General features: G+C 63.9%; 15 protein-coding genes and 1 pseudogene. 5 read left to right on the plus strand and 11 right to left on the minus strand.

Annotated elements, in window-relative coordinates; genetic code table 11:
- The 5 genes from MMSP_RS03520 to MMSP_RS29700 all read right to left on the minus strand — a co-directional run bounded on the left by MMSP_RS03520 (position 1) and on the right by MMSP_RS29700 (position 4431).
- A complete protein-coding gene (locus MMSP_RS03520; protein ID WP_020785501.1) occupies positions 1-558 on the minus strand; it encodes a hypothetical protein in 558 nt (185 codons plus the stop codon).
- A 40-nt stretch (positions 559-598) separates the two neighbouring features.
- The gene (locus MMSP_RS03525) at positions 599-1438 is read right to left on the minus strand and encodes an ESX secretion-associated protein EspG (RefSeq protein ID WP_020785502.1); all 840 of its coding nucleotides are present in this window, start codon (positions 1436-1438) and stop codon (positions 599-601) included.
- Between the two features lies 1 nt (position 1439).
- Complete coding sequence (locus tag MMSP_RS03530; RefSeq protein ID WP_020785503.1) at positions 1440-1751, minus strand: ESX-1 secretion-associated protein; 312 nt, start codon at positions 1749-1751, stop codon at positions 1440-1442.
- Positions 1752-1848: 97 nt separating this feature from the next.
- Positions 1849-3105, minus strand: a complete 1257-nt coding sequence (espE, locus tag MMSP_RS03535) for a type VII secretion system ESX-1 associated protein EspE (protein ID WP_020785504.1) — start codon at positions 3103-3105, stop codon at positions 1849-1851.
- A gap of 234 nt (positions 3106-3339) precedes the next feature.
- A complete protein-coding gene (locus MMSP_RS29700) occupies positions 3340-4431 on the minus strand; it encodes a hypothetical protein (protein WP_020785505.1) in 1092 nt (363 codons plus the stop codon).
- A 454-nt stretch (positions 4432-4885) separates the two neighbouring features.
- Here MMSP_RS29700 and MMSP_RS03545 point away from each other — a divergent pair, with 454 nt between their 5' ends.
- A complete protein-coding gene (locus tag MMSP_RS03545) occupies positions 4886-5173 on the plus strand; it encodes a WhiB family transcriptional regulator (RefSeq protein WP_020785506.1) in 288 nt (95 codons plus the stop codon).
- A 135-nt stretch (positions 5174-5308) separates the two neighbouring features.
- On the opposite strand, the gene MMSP_RS03550 is transcribed toward MMSP_RS03545, so the two are convergent.
- Positions 5309-6697 carry a MinD/ParA family protein gene (locus MMSP_RS03550; protein WP_235065664.1) on the minus strand — a complete coding sequence of 463 codons (1389 nt, stop codon included), beginning with the start codon at positions 6695-6697 and terminating at the stop codon, positions 5309-5311.
- Between the two features lie 498 nt (positions 6698-7195).
- On the opposite strand from MMSP_RS03550, the gene MMSP_RS27905 reads away from it, so the two are divergent.
- Positions 7196-7936 carry a PPE domain-containing protein gene (locus tag MMSP_RS27905; RefSeq protein WP_020785508.1) on the plus strand — a complete coding sequence of 247 codons (741 nt, stop codon included), beginning with the start codon at positions 7196-7198 and terminating at the stop codon, positions 7934-7936.
- Between the two features lie 16 nt (positions 7937-7952).
- On the opposite strand, the gene MMSP_RS27910 is transcribed toward MMSP_RS27905, so the two are convergent.
- Entirely contained in the window at positions 7953-8210 is a 258-nt protein-coding gene (locus tag MMSP_RS27910) for a hypothetical protein (RefSeq protein WP_235065665.1), read from the minus strand.
- A gap of 322 nt (positions 8211-8532) precedes the next feature.
- Between MMSP_RS27910 and MMSP_RS03560 the strand changes: the two are divergent.
- The 3 genes and pseudogenes from MMSP_RS03560 (at position 8533) to MMSP_RS03570 (ending at position 9867) form a co-directional block, all read left to right on the plus strand.
- Positions 8533-8871 (plus strand): annotated as a pseudogene (locus MMSP_RS03560) (YbaB/EbfC family nucleoid-associated protein).
- Positions 8872-8922: 51 nt separating this feature from the next.
- Complete coding sequence (locus tag MMSP_RS03565; RefSeq protein WP_036426097.1) at positions 8923-9237, plus strand: ESX-1 secretion-associated protein; 315 nt, start codon at positions 8923-8925, stop codon at positions 9235-9237.
- Positions 9238-9330: 93 nt separating this feature from the next.
- The gene (locus MMSP_RS03570; RefSeq protein ID WP_020785512.1) at positions 9331-9867 is read left to right on the plus strand and encodes a DUF2694 family protein; all 537 of its coding nucleotides are present in this window, start codon (positions 9331-9333) and stop codon (positions 9865-9867) included.
- A 186-nt stretch (positions 9868-10053) separates the two neighbouring features.
- Here MMSP_RS03570 and MMSP_RS03575 read toward each other — a convergent pair whose 3' ends face one another.
- The 4 genes from MMSP_RS03575 to MMSP_RS03590 all read right to left on the minus strand — a co-directional run bounded on the left by MMSP_RS03575 (position 10054) and on the right by MMSP_RS03590 (position 15162).
- Entirely contained in the window at positions 10054-11256 is a 1203-nt protein-coding gene (locus tag MMSP_RS03575; RefSeq protein WP_223161535.1) for an EspA/EspE family type VII secretion system effector, read from the minus strand.
- Positions 11257-11324: 68 nt separating this feature from the next.
- Positions 11325-12431 (minus strand): EspA/EspE family type VII secretion system effector, encoded by a 1107-nt coding sequence (locus tag MMSP_RS03580; protein ID WP_020785514.1) that lies wholly within the window; start codon positions 12429-12431, stop codon positions 11325-11327.
- Between the two features lie 72 nt (positions 12432-12503).
- Positions 12504-13646, minus strand: a complete 1143-nt coding sequence (locus MMSP_RS03585) for an EspA/EspE family type VII secretion system effector (protein WP_020785515.1) — start codon at positions 13644-13646, stop codon at positions 12504-12506.
- A 439-nt stretch (positions 13647-14085) separates the two neighbouring features.
- The gene (locus MMSP_RS03590; protein WP_235065667.1) at positions 14086-15162 is read right to left on the minus strand and encodes an EspA/EspE family type VII secretion system effector; all 1077 of its coding nucleotides are present in this window, start codon (positions 15160-15162) and stop codon (positions 14086-14088) included.
- Positions 15163-15585: the final 423 nt, after the last annotated feature.

Genomic DNA, 15585 nt, shown 5'->3' on the forward strand with positions numbered 1-15585 from the left:
TCACCGTTCGTTGTAACGAGAGGTGTAGTCGACCTCGTAGCGGGTGGCGAATACCTCGGCTTCGGCCGCTTCTGCTTCTTCCGGCGTCGGCAAGTTGAGTGTCATACCGACGAACTCGCGCAACAGCGCACCTTCTTCTTCGGTCTCGTCGCTCAGTTCGCTGGCCATGGCTTCCACCATGAACGTGTGTTGTGCGGCGCGCGCCTTTTGGCGGGCCAGATCAGCGATGACAAAGATCTCTTCGGTCAGAGCGGATTCCGACATGTTCGCAGCCTTGTCGGTCACCGTAACTCGCTGGACGATGCCACCCATCATGGTCGTGACCGACACGCTCCCTTGCGGGTTGGTCACGGTGAACATCGCGATGTCGGGCTCGTCTTCCTTCTCGGTCAGCCCGTGAAGTGCATCCAGGTCGGCTCCGGCTTGCTCGGTTTCCTGGGGCTCGGGGGGCGCGTACTCGTCGAGTGCACCGAGTCCAGAGTCCTCAGACGTACCGCCGCCGGAGAAATCTAGGGCGCCGAGATCTTGGTTGTAGTCGTCGTTCCCGGGCAGGTCCACTGTGGCGTCCCTTTCTGAACTCGTAACGGAGAGGATTAAGTCAACCTCGGGTGGTGGCGTCGGCGCGATCCAACCACGAGCCTGACGGAAGCAGTTCGAGCAGACTGTCCAGCGCCCGCTGGAGATTCTGCTCGGTACCGGGGAGGAAGCTGCCGTACAGTTCCCCGCCGACTTGGCGGGGAAGTGAGACAAGCCTGCCATGTACTGAATCCAAGACCCCCGCGGCAGCCTTGGTGTGGGTGGTAGTGCCGCCCGGATGGCGTTCGCTGGCGACGATTTCCACCCAGCTCTTCGGATTGGTGACGATTTCGGTGTACAGGCGGGCGGTGGTCGGCGTGAGCCCATATCGGGTCAGCTGTGCGGCATTGGTGCACTCACCCAGTTCGCTGGCAATGCCGGTCAGCGGTTCGACATTGGCGGGTTCCGCGGTGCCCAGCACGGCAGTCACCATGCCTGCCAGGCCGACCCGCGGAGCCACCAGCTGCAGTACCAACATGTCGCCATCGCGAGCTGCGATGACATGTCTTTCGCCCTTGCGGCATACCAAGAACCGCACCATCACGCCGCCAACGTCGCGGCGCCACCAGCGGCCTTCCAAGGTGCGGTCCGCCCTGCTGAGCGTGTCGACCATCGCCGCAACCGCCGGATGCGGTTGTTCGTTGTGGTCCAACACGCCCTGCGCAGTAAGGTCGCGCGCCACCTGGTCCCAGACGATCTCTCGCAGATCCTCTTGCGGGATGTTCGGCCGGATCCCAAGCGTGACAGGGAAATCGACCAGGTGTAACCGGTCCGCGATCACCAGCATGCCGTCGATGGTTACCTCGACTCCGACGACATCGTCACCGGTGCCCGCGCGACCGGTAGCGAGCGGACCGGTCATATCAGCCAAAAATCTTGTCGATGATGCCAGCGAGCCCTTCGTCGGAGTTCAGATAGGCGCCAGCGGCCGAGATCAGATTGTTGGCCAACTTGCCCGTGACGCCCTGCAGGCCTGTCCCGGCGCTGTTGCGGGTGGTATCGAACTCGACCAGCGTGTCGTTGAAATTCGAGGTGAATGAGCCGTGGGTCAGCTGGACCCGCGAGCCGATTCCGCTCACGACGTTGGTCGCCGATTTGAGTTCGCCGACTATCTCGTTGTGCATGCCCGCCAGCACCTTCAAGAATGAAGGCACGACGTTCAGTAGTCCTGTCATGGGGGTAGACCTTTCCTCTACGTCTAACTTTCTACTCGCTATGGGTTTGGCTCGCTATGGCTTTGGTAGGCCAGTGAGCCGCCGCCGGTTGCCCGGACTAGAGGAGGGTCCCCTCGTTACCTTGCCCTGTGTTGGTTCCCGTGTCGATGGGGGCGCGTTCCGCACCGGCGCTGCCCACGGCCGCACCGCCTTCGTCGTCTTCCTTCTTGTCGCTCACCAGGGTGGCCTGTTGACCGCCTTGGGAAGCCTGCGACGAGATCATGCTGGCCTGCTGGCCCGCCATGCTGCCCAGTTGGCCAGGTCCGCCAGCGGCCGCGACCAGGTGTTGCAGCTGGCCCATCGTCGCGGTCAGCGAACTGACGTTGGGCAATTGGGCGAAGCCGAGCAGGTTGGAGAAGCTCAGGCTGGGTAGCCCGGCGAAGCCACCCAAGAAGTCGGGTAGGGCCGCCAAGTCGGTCCAGGTGGGCAACGTGCCCCATTTGCCGATCCCGGAGAACAGGTCACCCAGGCCGGGCAAGCCGGGGAACAGGTCCGGGATGCTCGGCAACCCAGGAAGGCTGGGGAAGCTGGGCAAGCCCGGGATGTTGGGGAACGGGAAGTCGATGCCGGGGATTCCCGAGGTCGGCGGGAATTCGAAACCGGGGAGCCCCGGGATCGGCAAGTTCCAGTCCGGAATGTCGATCTTGGGTGGCCAGGTGAAATCGGGCAGGCCCGGGATGTTCGGTAGACCCGGGATGGGAATGTCGGGCAACTTGGGTGGCCACAGGTCGTCGATGATGCCCGGGATGTTCGGGAGTAGGCCGCCGATCAGCGATGGCAGGCTGGCCAACATTTCGACCAACCTGCCGAGCAGGCCCTTCAGGTTGGTCAGGTTCATCAACGTCATGATGGTCAGGTACAGCAGCGCGCCGCCGACGGCGGCCATCGCAATGCCCGACATCGGCAGGGCGAGCTCCCACGACCACAACCAGCCGAGTATCGGCACCTTTTCGAGGCCTTTGCAGACCTTGTAGACGCCGTCGATCATCTTCTTCATCGCGCGCAGCACGTCGCGGGTGTTCGACACATATTCGGCCTGATTCGAAATCAGGTTGCCGGTCAGATAGTCGACGTCACCCATCACCTTCGCGCGAAGTTCTTGAGCGATGTTCTGGTTCAAATAGGCGTCTGCCGCCTGGCCGAGCCAGTTGGTGCCCGGAATTGCCAGACCCATCTTGTCGGCGATTCCTTTGAAGAGCGTCGAACCGGTGTTGAAGATATCGCCCGGGTCGGGGATGCCTTCTCCGAGTAAAAGCAACTGACCCCAAATGAAATTACTTGTTGTCTTGCAAAGACCGCTTCCCTTTGGCGCCATTCGCGGGATTCCTTACACTCGGTGTTTCGTGCACTGTCTTTTTGTGTGTACCTTTGGTCTGTACATTGAGCTTAGCGGTGCTCCGGCCGTGGTCGACGCACGAATTTCTTGGTAGTGCGGGCATTTTCGCGCGCACAACACCAAGGTCCGCATGCTCGAATACCGGGGTAACGCGAAGGTCCTCGGTCGTTCGGACTCGAGCGATTCAAGGTGAGTTGCCACTGGGCGCCAACCTCAATTGATTTGACGGATGAGCGCTTCAATAGCCTCGGCGGCTTCGGCATGCAAAGTTTCCTCGGCTTCCGCGCGGACGATCAATTCTTCGGTCACTCCGGCGGCTTGCGCGGTTTCCGAAGTGGACAGATTCGCCCGCCGCCGGGCGGCATACAAACGCTGCGCCAGTGTGGCTCCTGGTGCGGTTGCGCTGAGCGTCATCAATTTGTCGTGATAGCGCCGAACAGCACCAAGCGCCTTGATCAGCTCCGGTGTGATGCGGCTGATGCGGGTCGCCTGGACGGCGATGCCCTCGAGCTGGCGCAAATCGGCAAGGATCGGTGCGGCCCGCTCGGTGAAGTCGGCTTCCTCGGGTGCGGGCAATGCGGCGATTGCGAGGCTGCAGGTGTCGACCGCGGCGGCAACCGCCTGCGCGATCAGCGACGCTGGGCCGTCGGAGGTCGGCGCTTCCACGCTGGCTTCGGGAGCGGGCTCTGGCGCAACGGACTCGCCCTGGCGGATCCGCGCGATGGTTCCCGCGGGCCACTGCAGGACTTCTTCGAGCTTGGCGCGGGTGCGTTCGCGTGGCCAGCTGCGGCCCTTCTCGAACGCGATCAGTGCGCCGGCATTGATGATCCCGTCGGCTGCCAGGCTGCGCTGACTGATGTCGAGCTCCCGGCGTCGTGCCGCCGCGGCGGCCCCGGCGCGAACCACACCAGGATCGGCCTCGTTGGTCTGAGAGTCCGATTGCTCGGCCGGTCGCTGTTCACGGCTGTCTTCTTCAGGCGAATTCGAGGGCCTGACGACTTCGAACGTCAACGCCTTGCCTCCAGTGGGATCGCCGAACCGGACAATGGTCTTGTCGCTGACAGCCACAGAACTTTTCCCTGTTCCGTCGACGACATTACCGTTTGGGCTGTTGGTGACGATCCGCCGTTGCCCACCATCGGAAACCGCTCGCACATGTGTCTGCGTTAACACGGGATCATCCAGTCGTGCGTTGGTCAGCGCGCCGCGGCCGACGGGTCGGTGACCGGGCGTTACCAGGCCCGGTGAGTCGCCGCCACGGGCGACTCGCAGGGCCGGCCGAGCAGTCGATTCGGCGTCGGGCATGTACGTCGATTCCTCGCTCGCGGCTACTGAGGCGGGTGGCAAGGCGCGCGTTCCGCTGACCAACATCCTAACCGTTGCACCCTTCCATTGGTATGCCTTCGCTACGTTTCTTGAACGACAGCCGGCGGGGTTCCGAAGCGACCGTTGTCTGGTTAAACCGGGCCACCGCTACGTTTGATCCTACCCCGAAGCATTGCGCAGTGGAACAGTTTCTGTCCGGAAGGGTGTGCGTCGGGGTGGGTGGAGCGCCGTGTCACCCAGCCGATTGACAGCTAATTACCGCAGGTTATGCCAGGTTGGATGCTGATGATGGCCCATCGCGCAGCGAAGTTGTAGCAGGAGGGTGTGCGGCCCTGCATCGAGAACTGTTGCATTGCGACAGTTAGTGCTATACGATCCTCGGGCAGAGGTTACGAACCTGCAACGCTTTTGCTTTATGGAGGAACGCTTAGATATGACTGCAACTGCTCTGTACGAGATTCCGCTGGGCGTTTGCACGCAGGACCCCGACCGTTGGACGACAACGCCCGACGAGGAAGCCAAGACGCTGTGTCGCGCGTGCCCGCGTCGGTGGGCGTGTGCGCGGGACGCGGTTGAGTCGCCGGGTGCGGAAGGACTTTGGGCGGGTGTTGTGATTCCGGAAGCAGGCTGGGCGCGGGCGTTCGCGTTGGGCCAACTTCGGTCGCTGGCAGAGCGCAACGGTTTCCCGGCGCGCGAGCGGATCACCGCCCAATCGGCATGATGCCCGGCCGCGTCCGCCGCTGCTGCGAGGGGTCTGCGGCGACGCCGGGGTGAATTGCCACGTAGGCAAACAGCGCGAGAAATCCAACGATTTCTCGCGCTGTTTTGCATTCGAGCATCCAGCGGACCAGAAGCTCTAGGTCTCAGACGCTACGTTTTCGGTGGGACGGGGGTCTTCATCGGCAGCGGACCGCGCGGCGAAGTGTCCGGTAATCGTTGCGGCGATTTGCAGAAACTTCAGTCGCGTTCCCGGCTCCAACTTATGGCTCACATCGATAACACCGCCGGGGCGCAGATGCGGATCAAAAGGCACCTCGACAACCTGCTGTCCATGGTCGACGAACTCGCGCGCAAGCACCGAACGCGTGCGCTTGTCGGAATGCCCGTCCGAATCGTTGAGCACCACGACGCTGCGCCGCAGCAAGCCGCTGAGTTTGCGGTCCGCGAGCCATTCCATTGTCTTGGCGGCCGCCGAGGCACCGTCCGCCCAGGGGGAGGACACCACGATAAGCGCGTCCAGGTCGCGCAACACTTCCTGAGTTAGGGGCGCGTCCATCGTGGAGCCGCAGTCAATGATCGAGATGGCGAAATGGCGGTCGAGTCGTAGCGCCGCTTCGCGATAAATCGCGGGGTCAAGTAACCGGCGACCACCGACGGCCGCCTCGCCGGGCAAAACGTGCAGGCCCGCAGCGTTTCGGCCCAAGCGGGCAACCACGTCGGCGAACGACGCCAGATTCCTATCGGCGGTCAGGTCCCAGAACGAGCCACGCGCCGTGGGATCGATCCTGCTGCTCAACCGGCCAAAAGCGGTATCGGCGTCGACTGCCACGATGCGGTCCTGCTGTCGCAATTCGGCCAGGAGTGACCCGATGCTGGCAGCGACTGACGTCTTGCCGACGCCGCCCTTGCCCAGCACACCAACCTTGTGGGTGCCGCGCAACGGGGCTCGAATGGCCGCTTCGAATTCGGCGGCATCGCGCTGCGCCGCCGATGGGCGTGGGTTGATCAGCCCAAACGACGCGACTCGAATGATGTGGCGCCAGCCGTGGCCGGTGGATGGAGGCTCGCCGGGGGTACGCGCCGGTGTGGGCTCGGCCCAAAGGCTTGGCGGTGGAACCTCCGGCATCGGTTCGTGTGGGGCAGCTTGTGGCGGGGAGTGCGGCACGGGTGCAGCGGGGCTTGCCGCCGGTGACTGTGGGGTGAGGCCCGCGGTCACCGGGGGTGGCGGCGAGTTGTGCCCGGTGGGTGGATGCGCCACCGGTGGGGGCGGCAGCTCCGGGACCGAAGGTGGCGCCGGTGGCGGCGGGGGATGCGGGTTGGCCCCCCGCGGTGGGACGGGTGAAGGCTGCGGAGTCGGCGGACGGGGCGGGGCGGGCCGAGGTGGGTGAGTGGGCGCTACCGGAGGGCCTGACGCGTCCGTCGCCGTCCGGTGCATACCGGAACGCTGACGAGACCGACTCGCGTCGGGAACGCTGGGCTGGTCCGGCCGGACCCGGTCTCGCAGAAACTCCTCGCGTTCGTTCATGGGCTCCTCGGTCGCATCAGACTGCCAATGCCAAACACCGACCAGTATCCAAGCATCGACTGGCACTCTCGCCGGCCGGCCGGTTTGGCCCGACACCCCCGTGAACCGCTGTGTTGCCCGGTTCGGGGGCTTGTGGGGGGCTTGTGCCCAGGGCTCCGGCGTTAACGCCGGAGCCCTGGGTCCGGGCCCGGCGCCGGACCTGCCGGATTGCGCCATCAAGTCCTGCGTGCGTGCAATTACAAGTTGACGATTCGCCGTATATCTGCGGTCCGGAACGTTCCTGCCGGATGCCCCCGAAAAAGTGGGCAATGATTTAGCGCGTCGGGAGGGCGCAGAGCACCTGGTGGCCCATTTCAGAAGCCAATTCGGGTTTATGTTCCGGAATCTAATTCCGGTTTATTTCAGAAGATAGTTCTGAAATAAAAGTGCCGGAATTTGGTGCGCGAACCATCGAATTCAGCGACGATAATAGCTATAGCACGATAAAGGGGTTTCGGCATGTCGCAGCCGTGGATGCTGGCGGTGGATCCCAGCGAGATCGTGGCCAGGGCCACCGAGGTGGAAGCCCCGATCGCTGATCCGCCCGGCGGTGCGGTGTTGGCCGCGTGCGCCCTGGGCCCGGCGGTTGCGGGGGCCACACAAATGGCGTTGTCGGCCGAGAGCATGCGCGCCTATCTGCAGTCGAGCGCCCAAGCGCGGCAACGGCTTGCGCAGTTCATGCGGGACGCGGCCAAGGCCTACGAACAGATCGACGAAGGTGCGGCAACGGCTTTGGGCACCAACGGCCACGGCATCGGGGCACCGCCGGTGCCCTCGGGTACGGACCTGCCCCTGCCCGCGCTAACCGACACCCCCACCGCACCAGCAGCGCCTCCGTCTCCATATACCGGCGTCAAACTGGCCGCGATCAACCTCAACAAGCCCGACCAGGGAGTATCGCTGAAGAAGTTCGCCCATGACTGGAATGCCTACAACCTGACAATTCAGCAGTCCCTGGGACGGTTCCGCGACTTCGAGAATTGGGAAGGTGAAGCGGCCACCGCGGTGCAGGCCGCATTCGATCAACACCGGGACTGGCTGCGCCTGATCGCGCGGTTGCGTACCACGATGGCCAAACAAGCCTCAGGCCTCGAACAAGCCCACCACTGGGCCATCGGCCAACACCCGACATTGGCTGATATCACCACATTAGAAGACGTCCTTCGTGACCCCAGGGTGCCCGATAAAAACCGTTTATGAAGGTCTACGCGCAATGTCAGAAGAAATCCGAGGAAGTGCTGACCGGATACGCCACCAGGACAATCACCGAGCCCGTACAACCACCCCGACCACCGGCAGCCCTCACCCACAACGACCCCAAACCCCCACCCCCGCTACCACCCCTCCCGCCTAGCGGGGACCCCACACTGCCCTTCACCGGCACACCACCGATGCCGACGATGCCGTTCACCCCACCCCCCGCCGCAACCCCCGACACCACTGAAGCCGCCCGCGCCGCCGCCACACTCGCCACCGGCCCCACCGTCAAACCCGCCGCACTCGGCGAAAGCGCCGGCGCCGCGATCCCCTTGACCGCCCCCCTAGGCGCGGGCCCCACACCCCCGGGTGCACCAGGCGCCCTGGGCCCCGGCACCACCCCCACCGGCCGCCCCCCCGGGCGCCGGCCCCATGGCAGGCATGCCCCTAGGCACCAACAGCCCAGCCCACACCACCAAAACCAAACGCACCCACCAAGACGACCGAGCCCTCTACACCGAACAACGCCCCTGGACCGAAGCACTCATCGGCCCCGCCCGACCCCACCTCACCACCACAACCACCACGGAGCACAAACCATGAACCTCGACCCCACCGCCGCACACCTGCTCGCAGGGCTCACCTAATTCCACACCGCCCTACAAAACCGCTTCCACCAAATGAACGCCGGCAACTTCAAAGCCTCAGACAACACCCACACCGTCGAGGTCACCCTCAACGGATACAACTGGCTCACCGGCATCCGCATCCAAGACGGCCTCCTCAAACAACTCGGCTCCCAAGGCGTCGCCCACCGCGTCAACCAAGCCCTCCACAACGCCAAACAAGCCGTTCACGCCTACGGCAACGCCGCCAACCACGCCCTGGCCACCACCTTGGCCACCCTCGCCACCGCCATCAACCAAACCCACCCCTAACCACACCAAACCGAAAGCGACGCCACACTGACGAAAAGCGAAGTTCAGCCGATGAATGACATGTTGACGTTGCAGCCCGACGTCGTGAACCGGCTTGCCAGCGGGCACGACGCCACCGCAACAAGTCTGCGGGCAGCGACGGCGGCGCCCGCCGGGATCGGTGCGACAGTCGCCGAGACCCACGGCCCATTCACCTCGACCTTCAACAATGCACTAAGCGCCTACGAGGCAGTCTGCGCTAGCGCGGGGCGAGCCCTGGAGGGGGTCGCTGATGGGCTTTCCACGAATCTGACCCGGGCGTTCGCCGCCTACGCCGATACGGACCAACGTGGCGCCGAGATCCTCGACGAGCAGATTGACAACTGATGTTCCCGCTCGGCGTGTGGCCAGACCACGCCGAGGCCCAAACCTCGGGCTAGCTTCTCGCCACGCCCGCAACCCATCTCAGAAAGGCATGTCATGACCGACCAGCCCGGGTACGACGCCCATAACTATCTAGCGGGACTGGGTTTCTCCGGCCCCGCAACCGGAGAGACCGACTCCGCCATCGACGCGTTGCTCAGCTACGCACCGGCCCAACCCGAGGACACCGGATCCGACATGTCAGCAATCCTTGGCGCGACCGAGGAGGACAAAACCGATGAGTGCGAACTGTTCACGGTAACCAATCCTCAAGGGAGCGTTTCGGTGTCGGCCGTCATGGGCGGAGACATCCACCGGGTCGAGCTGTCGGACAAGGTCGACAACATGTCCGAACCGAGGCTTGCCGAGGAGATATTTGTTCTTGCGGACCTGGCCCGGCAGAAGGCGCGGGCCGCGCAGCACGCCTTCATGCTCCAAGGCATGGATGAAGTGAACGACGAAGAACAACGCGCCGTACTGCGCGAAATCGTTGAGAAGACAATGAACTTGCCGACGCCCGAGCAGGCGGCCGCGGCAGAAGAAGAGGTGTTCGCCACCCGATACAAGAACGACTTCACTGCAACAACTGGCTAGTCCCGATCGCCGCCCGTGAACCAAGACCACGGCGGCTCGGACGGGCACAGTTGCGGCGGCCCGACCGAATAGGCCACGCTATGCCGTCGCAGAGATCGGGCAACGCAGCCAATTCGTTTTGTCCCGGTACAGGTCAGCCAGGTCTAGCGAATCGGGGACCATGATGGGCATGGTTGGCAAAGCCGGTCAGGTCAGTAGGCGCTGCCGGTGGGGGCGGGTTTGGGTGTCCAGTGGTGCGCGTTCACTGCTGCTGGTGGTGGCTGCGGTGGCGGTGTCGGGGGTGTTGGTGGCGTCGTCTCGGGAGAGGTGATCGGCCGGCGTGGTGTGCTGTTGGGCCGGTTGAGTCGTGGTGCTGGTGGGTCCGGCGAGGTTGGTGAGTTGGCTCAGGGTGGTGCTGAGTTGAGCGATCGTGGGCAGGCCGGCCAGCGTGCTGGTTGGGTCGGGCAGGTTTGTGGGATCGGGCAGGGTTGGCAGGCCGGTCAATGCGGTGATGGGTAGCTGCGGTGCGCCGAAGTCGGGGAAGCCCGCGCCGGCCCCGGTGGCCAGGTGAAACTCGGGGGCACCGGGTAACTCGGCCAACGTCGACTGCAGATCGGGAAGCTGCGGTGGGGTGGGGCCGGTGGCCTCGGTGAGATCGAACTCCGACAGGGAATGTATTGGTGGAAAGGTCATCTCGGGCGGACCGGGAACTGTGTCCGCCCCGGTGGTCAGGGCCGCCGCCATGGCGGTCAATCGCTGCGTCGCCGCCTGCACGGCGCTGGCATCCTGCGACTTCGTGGCCGCCAACACACCCAGGGCGGTAGCGGCCGTAAACACCGCCATAGTGCATATGGGTATTGCGATATGGAAGGACAGGATTTGGCCCTCGGGCCCGTGCAGCTCCAAGCCAATGCAAACCACAAGCAAGACCAAGACAATCCAAATTTCGGCCGATAGCAGGTCGCGTGCCCGCTTCACGGCGTCGGCCTGGGATGACACCAGCTCGCCGGTGAGCCGGTCCAGATCAGCGACCAGCGTGGTGTGTTGGGATTGGGCGAGGTTCTTGGCGCCATAGGCCCGCGCTGCGTTGCCCCGCCAACCGCCGTCGGGATCAAGGGTCGCGATCTGGGTGCTGACACCGTCGAACATCGATCCACTGCGGTCCAGGGATTCGCCCCGGGACGGGCCGGCCTCTCCAAGCAATGCCAGTAGAAGGCCGAGGATGCCCTCGGTCACCCCGCAAACAACGCTTCCTCGACGCGCCCAAGGGGAATTGTCGGGCGCCCCCTCCTGCGCCGGCGGCGGATTTCCGCCTCCCTCTTGGATGTCTTGGAAGTTCTGCAGATTTCCATCTCCGCGTACCCATCGCGAGATTCCCTGAACCAAACGCTGAAGTTGACTGAGATACATGAGATGAACGTTCCTTTCGGGCCCACGTTGTGCCGGCCGCCCCCAGTTATCGGTGTGACCAGTTGGGCTCACACGATGTGGTCTAGGCGGTGTTGGGTGGGGTGGGTTGTGGTGTGCAGGGGTGCGCGTTCGCCGCTGCTGGTGGCTGCGGTGGCGGCGTCGGTGTCGGGGGTTTCGTCTGTGGTGTGGTGATCGGTCAGGGTGGTGTGCTGATGGGCGCCCTGTTGGGCCAGGGTGGAGATCATTTGTGCGTGTTGGGTGGCGGTGTTGGTGAGTTGGCTCAGGGTGGTGCTGAGTTGAGCGATCGTGGGCAGGGTTGGTAGGCCGGTCAGCGCGGGGATGGGCAGCTGTGGTGCGCCGAAGTCGGGCAAGCCCGCGCCGGCCGCGGTGGGCAGGTGAAATTCGGGGGCGCCGGGTAGGTCGGCGAAAGCCGAGTCCAGATCGGGGAGGTGCGGCGGGGAGGCGGCGCTGCTATCGATGAGATCGAACTCCGACAGGGAATGCGCTGGGGGCAGGCTCATTTCGGGTGCACCGGGGATCATGTCCGACCGTGTAGGCACCCCCGCCGCCATGTCGGACAGTCGCTGCGTCGTCGTCTGCAGACTGCCGGCCCTGCGCGACGTCTTCTTCGCCAAGTCGTGCAGAACAAGAGCAGAGATACCCAGCACGGCACCGCATACGACTACGGCGAAGTTGAAGGAGAGTAGCTGGCCCTCGGGGCCCTGAAGTTCTATGCCGAGGCAAATCAATAGGTAGGCCGAGACAAAGCCTATTGCTGCCCACAGTGCGGTGCGGGCTTGCTTCACGTCGTCGGCTTGGGAGGACACCAGCTCGGCGGCGAGCCGGTCCAGATCAGCCATCAGCGTGGAGTGTCGGGACTGGGCGAGGGTGTGGGCCCCGTAGGCGTGGGCCGCGCAGCCCTGCCAACCGCTGTCGGGAACAAGAGCCGCGATCTGGGCGCCGAGGTCGTCGAACATCGCCGCGCCTTTGACCAGGCAACCACCTTGGTCGGGGGACGCATGTCCAAGCCATGCCAGTTCGCCGCCAAGGATGCAGTCGGTCACCAGGCAAACAACGCTGCCTCGGCGCAGCCGTTGGGGATTTTCTTCGTTCCCCTCTGCGTCTTCTGCGATCAGTCGTCGAATCAGATTCCTCATTGTTCCGTTGAGGTTCATGCGTTGAACTTTCCTTCGGTTTCACGTGGAGCCGGCTGTTGAAGGTTGATCGGTGGTGTGATCTGTGTGGCCTCACACGACGACGTCTTGGTGTTGTTGGGTGGGGCGGGTTGTGCTGCCCAGGCGCGCGCGCTCGCCGCTGGTGGTGGTGGCTGCGGTGGCGGTGTCGGGGGTGTTGGTGGCGTCGTCTTGGGTGAGGTGATCGGCCGCGGTGGTGTGCTGTTGGGCCGGTTGGGTCGTGGCGCTGGTGGGCCCGTCGAGGTTGGTGAGTTGGCTCAGGGTGGTGCTGAGTTGAGCGATCATGGGCAGGGTTGGCAGGCCGGTCAATGCGGTGATGGGCAGCTGCGGTGCGCCGAAGTCGGGGAAGCCCACCCCGGCCCCGGTGGCCAGGTGAAACTCGGGGGCGCCGGGTAACTCGGCCAACGTCGACTGCAGATCGGGCAGCTGCGGTGGGGTGGGCCCGGTGTCCTCGGCGAGACCGAACTCGGAGAGGGAATGTTTCGGGGGAGTGGGCATTTCAGGCGAACCGGGAACCGCGTCGGAGCCGGTGGTCAGGGCCGCCACCATGGTGGTCAATCGCTGTGTCGCCGCCTGCACGGCGCTGGCATTCCGCGACGTCGTGACCGCCAAGAAGGTCAGGGCGACAGCGGCGACAAACAACGCGGTACCGCATATGGGTAGTGCGGAATAGAAGGAGACGAGTTGGCCCTCGGGCCCCTGCAGTTCCAAACCAATGCAAACCACAAGCAAGACCGAGACAATCGCTACTAGTGCCCACAGGGTGGAGCGCACTTTGTGCACGTCATCGGCTTGGGCTGACACCAGCTCGGCGGCGAGTCGGTCCAGATCCGCCATCAGCCCCGTGTGCTGGGATTGGGCGAGGTTGCGAGCCCCATAGGCGCGGGCCGCGCTGCCCTGCCAACCGCCGTCGGGACCAAGGGCCGCGATCTGGGCAATGACACCGTCGAACATCGATCCACTGCTGTCCATGCGGTCCCCCTGGTCGGGGAACCCATGTCCAAGCCATGCGAGCAAGCCACCAAGGATGCCGTCGGTCCCCAAGCAAACAACGCTTCCTCGATGCTTCGAAAGGAAACTATCGGTCAACTCCTCTTCCGCCGCTGGCGGATTCGCCTGTGCGGCGTTGAGGTCGTCGAGCACTTGCTGCGAAAGGTCTTGCATCGCTTTTATTGTTTGAATGGTGGCTGGCTGCATGAGATGAACGTCTCCTTCGGTCGGACGTTGTGCCGGACGTGGCCTGTTGGCTTCACACGGCGAGTTTTCGGTGTTGTTGGGTGGGGTGGGTTGTGCTGTCCAGGGGTGCCAGGGAACGCCGGAGCCCTGGTCATGGCCCGACCTCTCTTATCGATCTGATCTTTGTGTTGCTGTGGTCCGCGCTGGTGGCGGGCTTGGTGGCCGAATTCAGTCGTTTCTGCACCAAACTCTCCGGCCTCAAGAATGGAATTGCGTTCCAGAATGAATCAGGAGTAGTTTCTGAAATGGAATGGCTATGCAAGCGAACCGGACTTTACTTCGGAAATGCGAGTTGCAGGGCGTTTTCGGCTAAATGGACAACGCTGTTATCGAAGCGGCCTGCAGGACGGCTGCCCGAACTGGCGTGGACGCTGCGCACGGGCCCGGCGCGGTATCGGCGCTAGCCCCGCTGGGGGGTGCCGACGCGCGGTTGGTGGTGTTGGGTTCGGCCGGTCGCGGTCGTGACCGGCGCACGCTCGTCGGTGCTGGTGCTCGCGGCAGCGCCGGTGCTGTCGGCCCCGGTGCGCTGTTGAGCAAGTGAAGAGATCATCTGGGCCTGTTGAGCCGCGGCGGTGTTGAGCTGGCCCAGGGCTGCGGTAACCCGATTCATTGCCGCCAATTCGCCGCCGGTGGGCGTCGTGGGCATGCCGGCCAAGGTGGGGATGGGCAAGTGGGGCGCACCGAAATCGGCGAAACCGGGGCTCGGTGCGCTGGGCTGGCTGAACTCGGGTGAGCCGGGTAGGTCGGGTAGGCCGGCCAAAATCATGGCGGCATCGGTGGTCTGAGGAAGGGGCCCAAGGTCCTCGGCGAGTCCGGCGGCACGCCACGGCAAATTTTGCGCGGCTCCATCGGATGCCGACGTGGAAGCCGATGGGGGAACGGCCGCGTCGGCCAGCGCGGGAACCGGGCCAGACCAATTCGGCAAATTGGTCATCATGTCGGTCAATCTTTGCGTGAGCACCTGCAAGCTCCGCCGATTCCGATCACTGGCAATACCGCCGTACACCAGCAGGCCGAACCAGCTGGTCAGCGCCCCGACGCAGACGACCCCGGCGATGTGTTGTGACAGTCGCCAGCCCGCCGGTCCCAGCGCCCCCTCAATGTAGAGACACACCGCGCCCGTACCGGCAACGATGACCATCAACGCAATCACGCCGGTGCGAACGGTTTTCACGATTTCGGCTTGAGAGGCCACTAGGCCGGCGGAGAGGCGGTCAAGATCGCCCATCACCCGCGCGTGTTGTGACTGTGCGAGAGTCTGGCCCGCATAGGCCTGCGCCGCGATGCCCTGCCAGCCCTCCTCGGGAACCAGGGCCGCGATCTGGCCGCTGAGTTGGTCGAACATCACCCCGCTGCGCACCAGGGAACGCCGGAGCCCTGCGCGGCGCACGACGCTGTCACCCTCTTCGGGGGGTGTTGGATGTGCCAAAGCGTAGATCAACCAGGCGAAGAGGACGGCCTCGGTGCAGGCGCACATCACTGATCCAGGTTCGCCACGTAATTCCGGTTCCGGCGGGTTGTTGTTTCCGCCAGGCACCGGCGCGTCATTGCCTGCTGGATTGAAAGGCTGTATGCTGCAAAGTTCCTTCTGATCTGGTGTTATCGTTGCTGCGGTTCAGGCTGTGCCGGCTCGGCTCGATGGGCTTACCGGAGGTGCGCTCGAATGGATTCTCGTTTGGCGTGCCCGAATTTCTATCCGCCGTGCACATCTATTATGGGCGACAAAATGCGGTGATCCCCACGCCAATTTTCAGCCAAGAAAGCAGAACGGCCTTCCAGGATAAATCAGAATTACCTTCTGAAATAAAACGATATGCACGGCTTCTGATACATTGCGTCAAGGCGACCTGGCGGGGGCAAGTGTTAAATAGTCAATGCAGTTGTCGCCACAGCGGAGGGT

The organism is Mycobacterium sp. 012931 (assembly GCF_000419295.1).
Classification (GTDB): Bacteria; Actinomycetota; Actinomycetes; order Mycobacteriales; family Mycobacteriaceae; genus Mycobacterium; species Mycobacterium marinum.

What these genes read in the sequence shown, in the direction of transcription:
- MMSP_RS03525 (WP_020785502.1), bottom strand. Translation starts at nt 1,438, where the DNA reads ATGACCGGTCCGCTCGCTACCGGTCGCGCGGGCACCGGTGACGATGTC.
- MMSP_RS03530 (WP_020785503.1), bottom strand. Translation starts at nt 1,751, where the DNA reads ATGACAGGACTACTGAACGTCGTGCCTTCATTCTTGAAGGTGCTGGCG.
- espE (WP_020785504.1), bottom strand. Translation starts at nt 3,105, where the DNA reads ATGGCGCCAAAGGGAAGCGGTCTTTGCAAGACAACAAGTAATTTCATT.
- MMSP_RS29700 (WP_020785505.1), bottom strand. Translation starts at nt 4,431, where the DNA reads ATGCCCGACGCCGAATCGACTGCTCGGCCGGCCCTGCGAGTCGCCCGT.
- MMSP_RS03545 (WP_020785506.1), top strand. Translation starts at nt 4,886, where the DNA reads ATGACTGCAACTGCTCTGTACGAGATTCCGCTGGGCGTTTGCACGCAG.
- MMSP_RS03550 (WP_235065664.1), bottom strand. Translation starts at nt 6,697, where the DNA reads ATGAACGAACGCGAGGAGTTTCTGCGAGACCGGGTCCGGCCGGACCAG.
- MMSP_RS27905 (WP_020785508.1), top strand. Translation starts at nt 7,196, where the DNA reads ATGTCGCAGCCGTGGATGCTGGCGGTGGATCCCAGCGAGATCGTGGCC.
- MMSP_RS03565 (WP_036426097.1), top strand. Translation starts at nt 8,923, where the DNA reads ATGAATGACATGTTGACGTTGCAGCCCGACGTCGTGAACCGGCTTGCC.
- MMSP_RS03570 (WP_020785512.1), top strand. Translation starts at nt 9,331, where the DNA reads ATGACCGACCAGCCCGGGTACGACGCCCATAACTATCTAGCGGGACTG.
- MMSP_RS03575 (WP_223161535.1), bottom strand. Translation starts at nt 11,256, where the DNA reads ATGTATCTCAGTCAACTTCAGCGTTTGGTTCAGGGAATCTCGCGATGG.
- MMSP_RS03580 (WP_020785514.1), bottom strand. Translation starts at nt 12,431, where the DNA reads ATGAACCTCAACGGAACAATGAGGAATCTGATTCGACGACTGATCGCA.
- MMSP_RS03585 (WP_020785515.1), bottom strand. Translation starts at nt 13,646, where the DNA reads ATGCAGCCAGCCACCATTCAAACAATAAAAGCGATGCAAGACCTTTCG.
- MMSP_RS03590 (WP_235065667.1), bottom strand. Translation starts at nt 15,162, where the DNA reads ATGTGCGCCTGCACCGAGGCCGTCCTCTTCGCCTGGTTGATCTACGCT.